Raw genomic sequence first — 16808 nt, forward strand, 5'->3', positions numbered from 1 at the left:
CAATATTTAATAACCTCCCAGGTGAGATATTGCCCATGCTACGTATCGCAAAAGAAGCCCTGACGTTTGACGACGTCCTCCTCGTTCCCGCTCATTCTACTGTTCTGCCGAATACTGCTGACCTCAGCACCCAGTTGACGAAAACCATTCGCCTGAACATTCCTATGCTCTCCGCAGCAATGGACACCGTGACGGAAGCGCGCCTGGCAATTGCCCTGGCCCAGGAAGGCGGCATCGGTTTTATCCACAAAAACATGTCTATCGAGCGCCAGGCTGAAGAAGTCCGTCGCGTGAAGAAACACGAATCTGGCGTGGTAACTGACCCACAGACCGTACTGCCAACTACTACCCTGCGCGAAGTGAAAGAACTGACCGAGCGTAATGGTTTTGCAGGCTATCCGGTTGTGACTGAAGATAACGAACTGGTTGGCATTATCACCGGTCGTGACGTGCGTTTTGTGACTGACCTGAACCAGCCGGTTAGCGTTTACATGACGCCGAAAGAGCGTCTGGTGACCGTTCGTGAAGGCGAAGCGCGCGATGTTGTCTTTGCCAAAATGCACGAAAAACGCGTTGAGAAAGCGCTGGTAGTTGATGACAGCTTCCACCTGCTCGGCATGATCACCGTTAAAGATTTCCAGAAAGCAGAACGTAAACCTAATGCCTGTAAAGACGAGCATGGTCGTCTGCGCGTTGGCGCTGCTGTAGGTGCGGGCGCAGGTAATGAAGAGCGCGTTGACGCGCTGGTTGCCGCTGGCGTTGACGTACTGCTGATTGACTCCTCTCACGGTCATTCTGAAGGCGTGCTGCAGCGTATCCGTGAAACCCGTGCTAAATACCCGGATCTGCAGATTATCGGCGGTAACGTTGCAACCGGCGCAGGCGCACGCGCGCTGGCGGAAGCCGGCTGCAGCGCAGTTAAAGTCGGTATCGGCCCAGGCTCTATTTGTACTACCCGTATTGTTACCGGCGTAGGTGTACCGCAGATCACCGCCGTTTCTGACGCCGTTGAAGCGCTGGAAGGTACTGGTATTCCGGTTATCGCCGATGGCGGTATTCGTTTCTCCGGCGACATCGCGAAAGCGATTGCCGCAGGCGCTGCCGCAGTGATGGTTGGCTCCATGCTGGCGGGCACCGAAGAATCTCCGGGCGAAATCGAACTGTATCAGGGCCGTTCTTACAAATCATACCGTGGGATGGGCTCTCTGGGCGCGATGTCCAAAGGTTCTTCCGACCGTTACTTCCAGAGCGACAACGCTGCTGACAAACTGGTTCCGGAAGGCATCGAAGGTCGTGTTGCCTATAAAGGTCGCCTGAAAGAGATCATTCACCAGCAGATGGGGGGCCTGCGCTCCTGTATGGGTCTGACCGGCTGTGGTACTATCGACGCGCTGCGAACGAAAGCAGAGTTTGTACGCATCAGCGGTGCGGGTATCCAGGAAAGTCACGTTCACGATGTGACCATCACCAAAGAGTCCCCTAACTACCGCATGGGCTCCTGATAAGTTTCCGCGCCCGGCTTTATGCCGGGCGAATTTGTTTCACTTGCCTCGGAATTAGCGTCAATGACAGACAATATTCATAAACATCGCATTCTCATCCTTGATTTTGGATCGCAGTACACTCAGTTGGTTGCTCGTCGCGTACGTGAACTGGGCGTCTACTGTGAACTGTGGGCATGGGATGTTACGGAAGCACAAATTCGCGAATTCAACCCAAGCGGTATCATTCTTTCCGGTGGTCCGGAAAGCACCACCGAAGAAAACAGCCCGCGTGCGCCGGAATACGTTTTCAATGCGGGCGTGCCGGTGTTCGGCGTGTGCTATGGCATGCAGACTATGGCAATGCAGCTCGGTGGTCATGTTGAAGGTTCTAACGAACGTGAATTCGGCTATGCGCAGGTTGAAGTTCAGACCGATAGCGCGCTTGTCCGCGGTATTGAAGACTCTCTGACCGCAGACGGCAAACCGCTGCTGGACGTGTGGATGAGCCACGGCGACAAAGTAACCGCCATTCCGGAAGGTTTCGTGACCGTTGCCAGCACCGACAACTGCCCGTTCGCCATCATGGCGCACGAGGAAAAACGTTTCTACGGCGTGCAGTTCCACCCGGAAGTGACCCACACCCGTCAGGGCATGCGCATGCTGGAGCGTTTTGTGCGTGACATCTGCCAGTGTGAAGCGCTGTGGACGCCGGCAAAAATTATCGATGACGCCGTTGCCCGCATCCGCGAGCAGGTTGGCAATGATAAAGTGATCCTCGGTCTGTCCGGCGGCGTTGACTCCTCCGTTACCGCGATGCTGCTGCACCGTGCGATTGGCAAAAACCTGACCTGCGTATTCGTTGACAACGGTCTGCTGCGTTTGAATGAAGCTCAGCAGGTTATGGATATGTTCGGCGACCACTTCGGCCTGAATATCGTTCACGTTGAAGGCGAAAAGCGTTTCCTGGACGCGCTGAAAGGCGAGAACGATCCAGAAGCTAAACGTAAAATCATCGGCCGCGTATTCGTGGAAGTATTCGACGAAGAAGCGCTGAAGCTGGAAGACGTTAAGTGGCTGGCGCAGGGCACCATCTATCCGGACGTGATCGAATCCGCAGCTTCCGCGACCGGTAAAGCGCACGTCATCAAATCTCACCACAACGTGGGCGGTTTGCCGAAAGAGATGAAGATGGGTCTGGTAGAGCCGCTGCGTGAGCTGTTCAAAGACGAAGTGCGTAAGATTGGCCTGGAGCTGGGCCTGCCGTATGACATGCTCTACCGTCACCCGTTCCCGGGGCCAGGTCTGGGCGTACGCGTGCTGGGCGAAGTGAAGAAAGAGTACTGCGACCTGCTGCGTCGCGCGGATGCTATCTTCATTGAAGAGCTGCACAAAGCTGACCTGTACAACAAAGTGAGCCAGGCGTTCACCGTATTCCTGCCGGTGCGTTCCGTTGGCGTTATGGGCGATGGCCGTAAGTACGATTGGGTTGTTTCCCTGCGTGCTGTTGAAACCATCGACTTTATGACCGCGCACTGGGCGCACCTGCCGTATGACTTCTTAGGCCGCGTATCCAACCGCATCATCAACGAAGTGAACGGTATTTCCCGTGTGGTGTATGACATCAGCGGTAAGCCGCCAGCGACGATTGAGTGGGAATAATATCCCTCTCTGTTCGCGGTTTCTGAACCGGTAGTATGCAAAAACCCTCTGTTTACAGAGGGTTTTTTATTGCCCGTATGCCAGCAAGCGCGTCTGGCGAATGTTATAGCGTGGGATACTAATCGACCAGCTGTAGCTGGGGCTGAGATTGGGGTGCCACGTTCTCCACGCGTATATCCATCTGCGGATACGGCAGGGCAATGTGGTTGTCGTCCAGGGCCTCTTTAATGTTTTCCAGCAGATCGTAATAGGTATTCCAGTATTCGATGTTGGGTACCCATACGCGGACGTAAAAATTCAACGCTGAAGCGCCCAGTTCGCCCAGACGAACGGTTACCCCACGTTGCTTATCGATGCGGCTGTCCTGCTCGATGATATGGTTAATCACGCGCTTAACATCTGCGATCCGGCTCTGATATCCCACGCCAATCACCAGGTCGATACGGCGAAACGGGTGGCGGGAATAGTTAATGATGTTATCCGCAATGATCTTACCGTTTGGAATCACCACTTCTTTGCTGTCAGCGGTGAGCAGGGTAGTGGAGAAAATGTGCACCTTTTCTACCGTTCCGGTGACTGCGCCAATCTGCACGACTTCTCCGGCGCGGAAAGGACGCAAAGAGACCAATAATACGCCTGCGGCAAAGTTGGAAAGCGATCCTTGTAGCGCGAGACCAATAGCCAGTCCGGCGGCCCCAATGACGGCAATAATGGAAGAGGTTTCAATACCGACGCGGCCCAACGCGGCGACAACGGAAAAAGCGAGGGTGATGTAACGTACCAGCGCGGTGAAAAACTGGATAATGGTCCGGTCAACTTTACGTTTTAACAGTAACTTTTCCAGGCCACGGGAAAGCAGACGAGAGACAAATTTACCGACAAACAGTAAAATCACGGCGGCAACGATATTCCAGCCGAATTGAATAACCGCATCGCTGTGCCCGGCAATCCATTCAACACCGCTTCTTATTTTCGGAAATAATGAAAAACCACTCATGGTATTACCCTGTACAATTTAATAATGGTAACAATTCAAATAAGCATTTAATTTCATGCAAAATATTAATGTTTTCGCCCGTGATATTTTCTGGCGATATTAATTAGCGTCTATTTGAGCACTGTGTGTCTTTTTTATATCCAGTAAACCGGAACGTAAAAAATCAGCGCGAATGGTGCGGTGAAGTGGGATGAAAAGATTGTGTATTTGTGCGAAAAATACGGTCGATTATCCGATAATACAGCGAGGGTGGTGGGGGAAGTGTATGAAGTTTCATCACGCAAATCCCTTACCGGATGGTTAAATGTCAGGCGATTAGCCATCCGGTAAGGAATCTTAATGCTGGGGATATCACAGGTGCGAGAGATCAGCGCACGTCGGTTTGAGCAGGAGATGCCTGTTGGGGCTGAGTTATCTGCTGAGATTCTTTTTTGTTCTGGTGGTGGTGCCACGCACCTATGGCGGAGTAGACGAAGCGTCCGAAGAAGAAGAGAAAGCTGATAAGCAGTACGATCCGGATCATGCGACTGTTAAATCGGTGTCGTTTGCGTAGGCTGGTAACCTGGCTCACAAAAGGTTCCTTGTAGTGTACCCAACTGAGGGCGATACTCACATTAAGGCATACTGTGAGGGAATGGTCAATTCTTCGTTATGTAAAATTGCCTCAGTGGTTTTATCCATTTATGTTATGGAAATTAATATTATTATTTGCATGAATAATGAGATAACGATAAAAAACCATGAAAAGAGTAATAATTGATTAATGAGAGACTTTTTTTTTGATGTGTATCAAGCATCCTCCTTTGCTGCCAACTAAAATTGATGAATCATTGTGATGTATTTTACTTTATCGTTTTAACGTCAGGTGGGATGCCTGTCTGAATACCCCCTGCAGGATGTGCGGGATTCTACTGAGCATCTATGAAACTGAATAAAAATTATATTGGTATTAGAGATAAATGGTGGGCGTTACCTCTCATCTTGCCTTCATTACTGTTGCCTTTATTGAGCACTGCCAACACCTATGCCCATATTAGTACCGGGACCGTAATTCTTTTCTATCTGCCTTTAGCGCTGATGATTAGCCTGATGTTGTTTTTTGGTTGGGCTGCATTACCCGGAATTATCATTTCCATTATTTGGTACAAATATCCGCAGGTTGGGCTATTTGAAACACTCTCAATAATTTCGCACTTTATTGTTACCATCGTGCTTAGTTGGGGAGGGTATAAGGTATTTTCTCCCCGACGAAACAATGTTTCCCACGGCGATTCCCACCTGATGTTCCAGCGCATGTTTTGGCAGGTCTTCTGCCCGGCGACGCTGTTTTTGATACTCTTCCAGTTTGCCGCGTTTGTGGGCGTCTATGAGAGCAAATCGGGTATGGTGGGCGTTATGCCCTTTAATACTGGTACGTTGATCAACTATCAGGCCATGCTGGTCGGGAATCTGGTTGGGGTTCCACTGTGCTATTTTATTATTCGAACGATCCGTAACCCTTTGCATGTGAGAGGCTATTTTTCTCAGTTAAAGCAGCAGTTTGATACCAAAGTCACCAAAACTGAGTTTGCTGTCTGGCTGATTATATTGACCGTGCTGATGGCAATGTTGTGCATGCCGTTAAATGAGCAAAGCTCAATATTTAGTACGAATTATACCCTGTCATTGTTGCTGCCCGTGATGCTATGGGGAGCTATGCGTTACGGTTATAGATTTATTTCGTTGATATGGGCGGTCGTACTTATTACCGCGATACATTATTATCAACGCTATATGCCCTGGTATTCGGGCTACGATACCCAGCTTGCCATTACCTCATCAAGTTACCTGGTTTTCTCCTTCATCGTAAATTTCATTGCCGTACTGGCAACGCGCCAACGGTTTGTTACCCGGCGCAACCATCGTCTGGCCTTCTTTGACCCCATGGTGCATATTCCGAATTTGCGCGCGTTGAACCGGGATTTGAAAAAAGCGCCATGGTCAGTGCTCTGCTTTTTGAGTGTTCCGGGCATGGAACTGCTGGTGAAAAATTACGGCATTATGCTGCGTATCCAGTACAAGCAAAAACTCGCCCAGTGGGTAACGCCGATGCTGGAACAAGATGAGCATGTCTATCAGTTATCGGGTAATGATTTAGTTTTGCGTTTTAACACCGAATCGCATCAGGAGCGCATTGAAGCGCTGGACAGGCATATCAAGCAGTTTCGTTTTATCTGGGATGGCATGCCGTTACAGCCGCAGGTGGGCATCAGTTTTTGCTATGTCCGTTCTCCTGTTAACCACATCTATTTGTTACTGGGAGAGCTAAGCACCATCGCCGAGCTTTCTCTGGCGACCAATGCGCCAGAGAATTTGCAGCGACGGGGCGTGATGCACCTGCAACGTGACCTGAAAGATAAGGTTGCGATGATGAATCGCCTGCAGCAGGCGCTGGAGCACAATCGCTTTTTCCTGATGGCGCAGCCGATTTCTGGTGTACGCGGCGATGTTTATCATGAAATCCTGCTGCGTCTTCAGGGGGACGACGGGGAGACTATCGCCCCTGATAACTTCTTGCCGGTAGCGCATGAGTTTGGTTTGTCCTCCAGCATCGATCTGTGGGTGATTGAAAATACGCTGAAATTTATGGCGCAGAATCGGGAAAAAATGCCCGCCCGTCGATTTGCGATTAACTTATCACCTACGTCGGTATGCCGCGCCCGACTTCCGCATGACATCAACCTGCTACTGGCTAAGTACAAAGTCGAGGCGTGGCAGCTGATTTTTGAGGTCACGGAAAGCAATGCCTTAACCAATGCGGAACAGGCGCAGGCAACGTTGCTGCAGTTGCAATCATTGGGATGTCAGATTGCGATTGATGATTTTGGTACCGGTTATGCCAGCTATGCGCGGCTGAAGAATGTGAATGCCGATATTCTGAAAATTGACGGCAGCTTTATTCGCAATATCGTTTCGAACAGCCTCGACTACCAAATTGTGGCGTCCATTTGCCACCTGGCGCGAATGAAAAGAATGCTGGTGGTTGCGGAGTACGTCGAAAGCGAGGAAATACGCAGTGCGGTGATTTCGCTGGGGATTGACTACATGCAGGGGTATCTGATTGGTAAACCGCAACCGCTGCACGAAACGCTGGAAGAAAAGGTGCCAGAAGAACTGGCACCTGCTGAGAGCTTATGCGGCGATATCGGGTGAGCTTTCTTCTTCAATTTTGAGACGCCAGCCGGTTACGGCTTCCCAGTATTGCTGCTCTTTTTCCAGATCGAGCAGCACCAGCGCATTCTGGCTGAACCAGTCATGCGGGAAGCGTAAAGTCCAGTGGTTGTCGTCGGTAATCAGGGTCAGCGTCGGTGGCGTGGTGGTTGCCTGACGCTGATTATTCAGCAGCACGCCCAGGCGTAACAGCTGAATTAACGGTAGAAACTGTTTTTTCTTGAACAGCGTAAAGCGGGGCAAATCATCCAGCTTCACCGCTTTGCGATGATAACGAACTAAGGTTGCCATCATCAGCTGTTGTTCCTGATTAAAGCCCGGCAAATCACTGTTTTGCAGGATATAAGCAGAGTGGCGATGTAAACCGCTGTGGTTGATGTTCAGCCCAACCTCATGCAGCATCGCCGCCCAGCGCAGTAACGCTTCCAGTTGCGGATTGGCCAGTTTTGGCTGCTGCGTATGCCACTGATCGTACATTTGCATCGTCGTTTCCAGTACGCGCCGGGCCTGTTCACTGTCGATGTTGTACTGGTTCGCCAGACTGCTGGCGGTACGGCTGCGAACGTCCTGGTGGCGAAAACGTCCTTCCATCTCGTACAGTACGCCTTCACGTAGCGCGCCATCAGAAAGGCGAAGTTCGCGGATAGCCAGCGCGTCAAAAACGCCGCACAGAATCGCAAGCCCGGGCACAAACACCGCTTTTCGCTCTTCTGACAGCCCTGGCAGGCTGAGGGCTTCGAATGACGCATGTTTCAGTACTTCGGATGTCAGTTTGTCCAGGCGTTCGGGAGTGATGAAACCATCTTTCTCGCCCATCTCCAGCAGCACTTCATGTGCCGCTTTAATCGTACCCGATGCGCCCATCGCAACGTTCCAGCCCTGAATGCGAAACTGCCAGGTTAAGGTTTCGAGCTTTTGCGCTGCCGCCATGCGGGCACGCTGGAAGTTTTCCCGACTGATAACGCCGCCCGGGAAATACATCTGGGCAAAACTGACGCAGCCCATACGACGGCTTTCGACCAGTTTGGGTTCGAAATCTTCGCCGATCACCAGTTCTGTTGAACCACCGCCAATATCGATAACCAGCTTGCGACCTTTTTCCGGCTGGGTGTGCTCTACACCCATAAAAATCAGTCGGGCTTCTTCATTACCGGAAATAATCTCAATCGGGTAGGGGATGACTTTTTCTGCGCGCTTGAGAAAATCGGTCGCATTCAGCGCCTGACGCAAAGTATGGGTACCCACGATGCATACGCTTGATGGGGGAAAGCCCTGCAGGCGTTCGGCGAACAGCGACAGACAGCTTAATCCGCGCTCCATTGCCTCTTCGCTCAGCTTGTTGTCTTCGCCGAGACCATCAGCCAGATGAACGCGTTGTTTTAGGCGTCCGATAATTTGCATAGCGCCATCAACCACACGGGCAATGACCATATGGAAACTGTTTGAACCAAGGTCGACCGCAGCAAATTCCTGCGGTCGCGGAGTCTTGTCGTGTATTGGCATATCTTTAGTCAGGTTGCTCGAGTGATTTGATGTAGTCGTAAATCGCCAATTGTGACTGAACCTTACGGCGATTTCCGCGCGGTACGTAGCGATTACTGAGTTCTTTATCGATGAAGCGAGCCTTCACCGTGTCGCTGAACAGGATATCGATAATATCCAGCACACGCTGCTTAAGACGCGGGTCCAGCAGCGGCGTGGCGACTTCGATGCGATAGTCGATATTCCTGGTCATCCAGTCTGCGGAGGAGAGATATACCTGCTTGTCGCCGCCGTTTTCGAAGATATAAACCCGGTCGTGTTCAAGGTAGCGGTCAACGATGCTTATCACGCGAATATTATCACTGATGCCTTCCAGATTCGGGATCAGGGAGCACATACCGCGGATCAGCAAATTAACCGGCACGCCCGAGCAGGACGCCGCATACAGGCGGTCAACGAGGCCTTTATCGACCAGATTGTTAAGTTTTAGCGTAATACCGGAAGGCCGCCCTTGCTGTGCGTTGGCGATTTCTTTGTCGATCATCGCGTACAGCAGACGGCGTGAGTTCTGTGGAGAAACCAGCAGATAATCGAACGTCACCGGACGATACGGGTTCTCGATAAAGTTGAACACCCGACGCACTTCGTTGGTAATGCGCGAATCGGCGGTCAGCAAAGAATAGTCAGTATACAGGCGCGCCGTTTTTTCATTGAAGTTCCCGGTACCGATGTGGGCGTAGCGCACCACCTCGTCACCTTCTTTACGCGAGATAAGGAACAGCTTGGCGTGAATTTTCAGGCCCGGCGCGGAGAAAATGACGTGAACACCCGCTTCGGTCAGACGCTTGGCCCAATGAATGTTGGCTTCTTCATCAAAGCGCGCCTGCAATTCCACCACTACGGTGACTTTTTTACTGTTATGCGCTGCATGGATCATCGCGTCGATGATGCGCGAGTCTTTTGCCACACGGTAGATGTTGATCTTTATCGCCAACACGCTCGGGTCGAAAGAGGCCTGACGCAACAGCTCAAGAACATGTTCAAAGGTGTGATACGGGTAATACAGCAGCACATCGCGCTCGCGGATTGCATCAAATCCGTTGCGAAACTTCTCGTTGTCGAACCAGATATGGCGTAAACGAGGAAGTGGTTTGTTCACCAGGTTAGCTTTGCCAACGTTGGGGAAGTTAATAAAGTCTTTGAAGTTATGGTAGCGCCCGCCGGGAACAATTGAGTCGTAGCGAGAAATCGTCAGTTTTTCACGCAGCACCTCGACCAGCGCATTGGGCATGTCGCGCTGATAGACAAAACGTACAGGCTCTGCGGTCAGACGCTGTTTCAGGCTGGATGACATCAGCTCCATCAGGCTCGATTCCATCTCGTGCACCAAATCGTATTCGGCGTCGCGGGTCATTTTCATCGAATAAGCGTTTAGCGCATCGTAATCAAAGAACCCTTTGAAAATGTCGTCCAGGCAGTAGCGTAAGATGTTGTCCAGCAGGATCATCGGTTTGCGACGCCGCGGGGTTTCCGGCGGCAGATTCACAAAGCGTGGAACCTTGTCGGAAGGGATTTCCAGCAGCGCGTAGCGGATCGAATCACCGCGAATAATTTCTACCGCCAGATAGGTGTAGTCATCTTTCAGGAACTGAACTAAATCCGTTTCGCGGTTAATCAGGATCGGCGTAATATGCTGGCGAAGATATTGCTTAAAGTAATGGCGTAACCAGCTCTGTTGATTAACCGATAGCTGACGTTCGTTGATTAAGAAAATCTGGTTGCGCGCCATCTCCAGCAGCAACTCGTTGTACAGGCCGTCGAATTCCTGATCGGCTTTTAATACGCGGGCCTGGATTTTGCCTAACAGATGGCGGGAGTGAGAGTTTGAACCCTGTTCTTCGCTAATAATGATTCGGCGCTTCAGTTCGGCAAAACGAACCTTGTAAAACTCGTCGAGGTTATTGGAATAGATGCCTAAGAAACGCATCCGTTCGATCAACGGGTTTGACTTATCAGCAGCTTCCTGGAGTACACGTTCATTGAACGCTAACCAACTGAGTTCTTTCTCGATGTATAGCTTTTCCTGACCCATTACCACTTTTACTCCGTTTCATTCACGGGACACTACCGATTTATTATGGCGAGCATTGCTCTCAGATGTCCAACTGTGCCAGAAAAATATGACAATAAACCGTCTGATAGCAAAGAGAAAGGGGGGAGCGTAGATGAATACCGGAGATGTTAACCGGAAAAGGTAATCATGCCTGTAGACCGGATGGTGAGATCCGACCTACAGGCTGGTTTTTATTATTCGTCGGCGGCGTAGCCTTGTGGCGGCAGACGAACGCCGTCCAGCCATGCTGCGTTATCACGCATCTTCAGGCGACCATCGGTAAACCAGCTTACCACCAGTGGGTAAATGGTATGTTCCTGGGCCTGGACCCGGGCCGTGACATCATCTTCGCTGTCGCCTTCAAATACCGGAACCTTGGCCTGGAGAATAACCGGTCCGCCGTCCAGTTCATCGGTGACAAAATGGACGGAAGTTCCATGCTCTTCATCACCGTTTTCCAGAACCTGACGGTGCGTGTGCAGGCCGGGATATTTCGGCAATAAAGACGGATGGATATTCAGCAATCGCTCAGAATAGTGAGCGACAAACGCCGGACTGAGAATGCGCATATAACCGGCCAACACGACGACATCGGGCGCATAGGCGTCAATCTCTTGAACCAGCTGGCGGTCGAATGCTTCGCGACTGGCAAACTGGGCGGCTTCCAGCGAGTGCGCCGGAATATTCGCTTCGCGTGCGCGCTCAAGGCCGAACGCATCGGCCTTGTTACTGAATACTGCACGTATGGTGCCATTGATTTTTTTCTGTTCGCAGGCGTCTATTATCGCCTGCAAATTGCTTCCGTTGCCGGAAATGAGCACCACAATGTTTTTCATTCAATGACCACACGCTGTTCGGAATCAGAAGCTTTGATGATACCGATTTTCCATGCGTTTTCACCTTTCTCATTGAGCAAAGCAAGGGCTTTGTCCACTTCCGGAGCTGGCAGGGCGATTACCATACCTACGCCGCAGTTAAAGGTGCGATACATCTCATGCTGGCTGACGTTACCCGCCGTTTGCAGCCAGTTGAAAACAGCTGGCCACTGCCATGACGATTCGTCGATCACCGCCTGCGTGTTGTCCGGAAGAACGCGTGGAATATTTTCCCAGAAGCCGCCGCCGGTCAGGTGGGCGATGGCATGCACATCAACCTTCTCAATCAGTTCCAGAATGGATTTTACGTAAATGCGGGTCGGGGCCAGCAAGTGATCGGCCAGCGACTTGCCTTCAAGCTCGGTGGTTTCCGGGTCACAACCGCTGACTTCAACAATTTTACGCACCAGAGAGTAACCGTTGGAGTGCGGGCCGCTGGAGCCGAGCGCAATCAATACGTCGCCGTCAGCCACTTTTGAACCGTCGATAATCTCTGATTTCTCGACGACGCCGACGCAGAAGCCTGCCACGTCGTAATCTTCGCCGTGGTACATCCCCGGCATTTCAGCCGTTTCCCCGCCAACCAGCGCGCAGCCAGACTGCAGACAACCTTCGGCAATACCGTTAATGACGCTGGCTGCGGTATCCACATCCAGTTTGCCGGTCGCATAGTAGTCGAGGAAAAACAGCGGCTCAGCGCCCTGAACGACGAGGTCGTTGACGCACATTGCGACGAGGTCAATACCGATAGTGTCGTGGCGTTTCAGATCCATCGCCAGACGCAGTTTTGTGCCAACGCCATCAGTGCCGGAAACCAGTACCGGTTCACGATATTTTTGCGGCAATGCGCACAGCGCACCGAAGCCACCCAGACCACCCATAACTTCCGGACGACGAGTTTTCTTTACTACGCCTTTGATTCGATCAACCAGAGCATTACCTGCATCAATATCAACACCGGCATCTTTGTAGCTAAGAGAGGTTTTATCGGTCACTGCCTGCTTCCCCACATGTTTACTTGCAGTAAAAGTTAAATTCGGCGCAATTCTAACAGGGAAAGCAAACGTTTGCGAGCCTGCTCTGCATCAAGTTTTATCTGCTGATTTTTTCAGCATTTTACAATCATTTATCTATTTGTTTGAACTGCGCCACGAAAATGAAACCGGGTACAGTCTTGTGCTTGAAACCTGCCAGCCGAATGCACAGTATCGTACTGAAACCGGTTTCTGTTTTCTGTTGCGGACCTCATCTACAGCGTTTTGCGCAGAGTCATCACGATAGGGGAAGGGTATGTCAGGATTTAAAGCAGATTTCATGTGGGGTGGTGCCGTAGCCGCTCATCAACTGGAAGGTGGCTGGCAGGCGGGCGGAAAAGGCGTCAGCGTTGCCGATGTCATGACGGCGGGGGCGCACGGCGTGGCGCGTGAAATCACCGACGGTGTGATCGCCGGTAAAAACTACCCTAACCATGACGCCATCGATTTTTATCATCGCTATAAAGACGACATTAAGCTGTTTGCCGAAATGGGATTTAAATGTTTTCGCACCTCTATCGCCTGGACGCGTATTTTTCCCTTAGGCGACGAAGCGCAACCCAATGAAGCTGGTCTGCAGTTCTATGATGACCTGTTTGACGAATGCCTGAAATATGGCATTGAGCCGGTGATTACGTTGTCGCATTTCGAGATGCCTTACCATCTGGTGACGGAATATGGCGGCTGGCGCAACCGTAAGCTTATCGATTTCTTTGTCCGTTTTGCCAGGGTGGTTTTCACTCGTTACCAGCACAAAGTAAAGTACTGGATGACGTTTAATGAGATTAACAACCAGGCAAATTATCACGAAGATTTCGCGCCCTTTACTAACTCTGGTCTGAAATACCAGCCCGGTGAAGACCGCGAGCCGGTCATGTACCAGGCGGCGCACTATGAACTGGTGGCAAGCGCGTTGGCGGTAAAGGCCGCACGTGAGATTAACCCGGAATTGCAGATAGGGTGCATGATCGCCATGTGTCCTATCTATCCGCTGACCTGCGCGCCGGACGATATGATGATGGCGATGAACGCCATGCACCGCCGTTACTGGTTTACCGACGTCCATGTGCGCGGCAAATACCCGCAGCATCTTCTCAACTACTTTGCCCGACGCGGTTTTGAGCTGGATATCACCGAGGAAGACCGTCAGGCGTTGACCGATGGCTGCGTGGATTACATCGGCTTTAGCTACTATATGTCCTTCGCGACGCAGGCAACGGCGGACAACCCTGAGCTGGATTACGACGAGTCGAAAAGCCTGGTTTCCAACCCGTACGTACAGAAATCGGACTGGGGCTGGCAGATTGATCCCGTCGGTCTGCGCTATTCGCTGAACTGGTTCTGGGATCATTATCAGTTGCCGCTATTTATTGTGGAGAATGGATTTGGCGCCATCGACGTGCGTGAGAACGATGGTGCGGTGAACGACCAGTACCGTATCGACTACCTTGCCGCTCACATACGTGAGATGAAAAAAGCGGTGGTGGAAGATGGCGTGGATTTGATGGGATATACCCCGTGGGGCTGTATTGATTTAGTCTCGGCTGGGACGGGGGAAATGAAAAAACGCTACGGGTTTATCTACGTTGATAAAAATAATGACGGTAGCGGGACATTAACTCGCTCCCAGAAAAAATCTTTTTCATGGTATCAAAACGTCATCCAGACTAATGCTGAATACCTTTAAAATTCATAGCATTGATAACAAGCCCCGCCATGAGTGCGGGGCTTGTTTTATACTCATCATCCAGACGTAAATGACTTTGGTTGATCCATATCAAGCGCATGCAGTGTTGCGACAGAGACTAAAAGCGGTATAATCCGGCGATTTTTTTTGTGGTTGCCACTCGTCTGAGGAAAGGAGAAGAGTATGAAGATCGTGGAAGTCAAACACCCACTCGTCAAACACAAGCTGGGACTGATGCGTGAAAACGACATCAGCACTAAACGCTTTCGTGAACTCGCCTCGGAAGTTGGCAGCCTGCTGACTTATGAAGCAACCGCTGGTCTGGAAACCGAAAAGGTGACCATTGAAGGCTGGAATGGCCCGGTTGAAGTTGACCAAATTAAAGGTAAGAAAATCACCGTTGTGCCAATCCTGCGCGCAGGCCTGGGCATGATGGAAGGCGTTCTGGAAAACGTTCCAAGCGCGCGTATCAGCGTGGTCGGTATGTACCGCAATGAAGAGACGCTGGAGCCGGTTCCGTATTTCCAGAAGCTGGTTTCTAACATCGATGAGCGTATGGCGCTGATCGTTGACCCGATGCTGGCGACTGGCGGTTCCGTTATCGCTACCATCGACCTGCTGAAAAACGCAGGCTGCACCAGCATTAAGGTGCTGGTCCTGGTTGCGGCACCAGAAGGTATCGCGGCACTGGAAAAAGCGCACCCGGATGTTGAGCTGTACACAGCCTCCATCGATCAGGGACTGAACGAGCACGGATACATTATTCCGGGGCTTGGTGATGCCGGCGATAAGATTTTTGGTACCAAGTAAACGAATAAGTGAAAAGAAGCCGACTTTAAGAGTCGGCTTTTTTTTGAATATAACAACCCAATGCGAATAACAAACAACACTCAGAGGAAAACACTATGACGCGCCGTGCTATCGGGGTGAGTGAAAGACCGCCGCTTTTACAGACAATCCCGCTTAGTTTGCAGCACCTGTTCGCCATGTTTGGCGCAACGGTACTGGTGCCAGTCCTGTTCCACATCAACCCGGCTACCGTTTTGCTGTTTAATGGCATTGGTACGTTGCTGTATCTCTTTATTTGTAAAGGAAAAATCCCAGCCTATCTGGGGTCCAGCTTTGCATTTATTTCTCCGGTACTGCTGCTGCTGCCGTTAGGATATGAAGTGGCACTGGGTGGTTTCATTATGTGCGGCGTCCTGTTCTGCCTGGTTTCTTTCATCGTTAAGAAAGCAGGTACCGGCTGGCTGGATGTGATGTTCCCGCCTGCGGCGATGGGCGCAATCGTTGCCGTTATCGGTCTGGAGCTGGCTGGCGTCGCTGCGGGCATGGCGGGGTTACTGCCTGCTGAGGGGCAATTACCGGATTCAAAAACCATCATCATCTCGATGGTGACGCTGGCGGTTACGGTATTTGGCTCCGTACTGTTCCGCGGTTTTATGGCGATTATCCCGATTCTGATTGGGGTGCTGGCCGGTTATGCGCTCTCTTTCGTGATGGGCGTCGTGGACACTACGCCGATTGCGCAGGCCCACTGGTTCGCGCTGCCAACGTTCTATACGCCGCGCTTTGAATGGGTTGCCATTCTGACCATCCTGCCAGCAGCGCTGGTGGTCATCGCTGAACACGTCGGGCACCTGGTGGTAACGGCGAATATCGTGAAAAAAGATTTGATTCGCGACCCAGGCCTGCATCGTTCTATGTTTGCTAACGGTCTGTCTACGGTTATCTCCGGTTTCTTCGGCTCAACGCCGAACACCACGTACGGCGAAAATATTGGCGTAATGGCGATTACCCGCGTTTACAGTACCTGGGTTATCGGCGGCGCGGCGATTTTTGCCATTCTGCTCTCCTGCGTGGGTAAACTGGCGGCGGCGATCCAAATCATCCCACTGCCTGTAATGGGGGGCGTATCACTGCTGCTGTACGGCGTGATTGGCGCTTCCGGTATTCGCGTATTGATCGAGTCGAAAGTTGACTACAACAAAGCGCAAAACCTGATCCTGACTTCGGTTATTTTGATCATCGGCGTAAGTGGCGCGAAAGTTCACATTGGTGCCGCTGAGCTGAAAGGCATGGCGCTGGCGACCATTGTTGGCGTCTGCCTGAGCCTGATTTTCAAAGTTATCAGCCTGCTGCGCCCGGAAGAAGTCGTGCTTGACGCAGAAGATGCCGACAGTCCGCAACAGTAAATCTCTGACCGGGCGGCGGTGCTGCCCGGTTCTATCACGACGTATTTCTGTGTTAAACTCAACGCGATTTTA

12 protein-coding genes are annotated in these 16808 nt (G+C 51.4%); 6 read left to right on the forward strand and 6 right to left on the reverse strand.

Annotated features, from left to right (window positions below; all coding sequences use genetic code 11):
* The first annotated feature begins 35 nt into the window (after positions 1 to 35).
* Positions 36 to 1502, forward strand: coding sequence for an IMP dehydrogenase (guaB, locus tag WHR59_RS06440; RefSeq protein ID WP_003037756.1), 1467 nt, complete (start codon positions 36 to 38; stop codon positions 1500 to 1502).
* Between the two features lie 63 nt (positions 1503 to 1565).
* Entirely contained in the window at positions 1566 to 3143 is a 1578-nt protein-coding gene (gene guaA, locus WHR59_RS06445; protein ID WP_043017966.1) for a glutamine-hydrolyzing GMP synthase, read from the forward strand.
* A gap of 118 nt (positions 3144 to 3261) precedes the next feature.
* Here guaA and mscS read toward each other — a convergent pair whose 3' ends face one another.
* Positions 3262 to 4140, reverse strand: coding sequence for a small-conductance mechanosensitive channel MscS (gene mscS / locus WHR59_RS06450; protein WP_080626247.1), 879 nt, complete (start codon positions 4138 to 4140; stop codon positions 3262 to 3264).
* Positions 4141 to 4507: 367 nt separating this feature from the next.
* Positions 4508 to 4711 (reverse strand): YfgG family protein, encoded by a 204-nt coding sequence (locus tag WHR59_RS06455; RefSeq protein ID WP_072033354.1) that lies wholly within the window; start codon positions 4709 to 4711, stop codon positions 4508 to 4510.
* A gap of 350 nt (positions 4712 to 5061) precedes the next feature.
* On the opposite strand from WHR59_RS06455, the gene WHR59_RS06460 reads away from it, so the two are divergent.
* Positions 5062 to 7332, forward strand: coding sequence for a bifunctional diguanylate cyclase/phosphodiesterase (locus WHR59_RS06460; protein ID WP_043017174.1), 2271 nt, complete (start codon positions 5062 to 5064; stop codon positions 7330 to 7332).
* On the opposite strand, the gene ppx is transcribed toward WHR59_RS06460, so the two are convergent.
* From ppx to purM, 4 genes are all read right to left on the reverse strand, one after another.
* Positions 7312 to 8853, reverse strand: a complete 1542-nt coding sequence (gene ppx / locus WHR59_RS06465; protein WP_043017173.1) for an exopolyphosphatase — start codon at positions 8851 to 8853, stop codon at positions 7312 to 7314. The genes WHR59_RS06460 and ppx overlap by 21 nt on opposite strands.
* 4 nt (positions 8854 to 8857) lie before the next feature.
* Positions 8858 to 10924: a polyphosphate kinase 1 gene (ppk1, locus tag WHR59_RS06470; protein WP_043017172.1), complete on the reverse strand. Its 2067-nt coding sequence runs from the start codon at positions 10922 to 10924 to the stop codon at positions 8858 to 8860.
* Between the two features lie 215 nt (positions 10925 to 11139).
* Positions 11140 to 11781, reverse strand: a complete 642-nt coding sequence (purN, locus tag WHR59_RS06475; protein ID WP_043017171.1) for a phosphoribosylglycinamide formyltransferase — start codon at positions 11779 to 11781, stop codon at positions 11140 to 11142.
* Positions 11778 to 12815: a phosphoribosylformylglycinamidine cyclo-ligase gene (gene purM, locus WHR59_RS06480; RefSeq protein WP_003838485.1), complete on the reverse strand. Its 1038-nt coding sequence runs from the start codon at positions 12813 to 12815 to the stop codon at positions 11778 to 11780. Before purM ends, purN begins: the two co-directional genes overlap by 4 nt.
* A gap of 295 nt (positions 12816 to 13110) precedes the next feature.
* Here purM and WHR59_RS06485 point away from each other — a divergent pair, with 295 nt between their 5' ends.
* The 3 genes from WHR59_RS06485 to uraA all read left to right on the forward strand — a co-directional run bounded on the left by WHR59_RS06485 (position 13111) and on the right by uraA (position 16736).
* Positions 13111 to 14541 carry a 6-phospho-beta-glucosidase gene (locus tag WHR59_RS06485; RefSeq protein WP_043017170.1) on the forward strand — a complete coding sequence of 477 codons (1431 nt, stop codon included), beginning with the start codon at positions 13111 to 13113 and terminating at the stop codon, positions 14539 to 14541.
* Between the two features lie 183 nt (positions 14542 to 14724).
* The gene (gene upp / locus WHR59_RS06490; RefSeq protein WP_003835110.1) at positions 14725 to 15351 is read left to right on the forward strand and encodes a uracil phosphoribosyltransferase; all 627 of its coding nucleotides are present in this window, start codon (positions 14725 to 14727) and stop codon (positions 15349 to 15351) included.
* A 95-nt stretch (positions 15352 to 15446) separates the two neighbouring features.
* Entirely contained in the window at positions 15447 to 16736 is a 1290-nt protein-coding gene (gene uraA, locus WHR59_RS06495; protein WP_016157119.1) for a uracil permease, read from the forward strand.
* Positions 16737 to 16808 lie beyond the last annotated feature (72 nt).

Source organism: Citrobacter europaeus, assembly GCF_037482245.1.
Taxonomy (GTDB): Bacteria; Pseudomonadota; Gammaproteobacteria; order Enterobacterales; family Enterobacteriaceae; genus Citrobacter; species Citrobacter europaeus.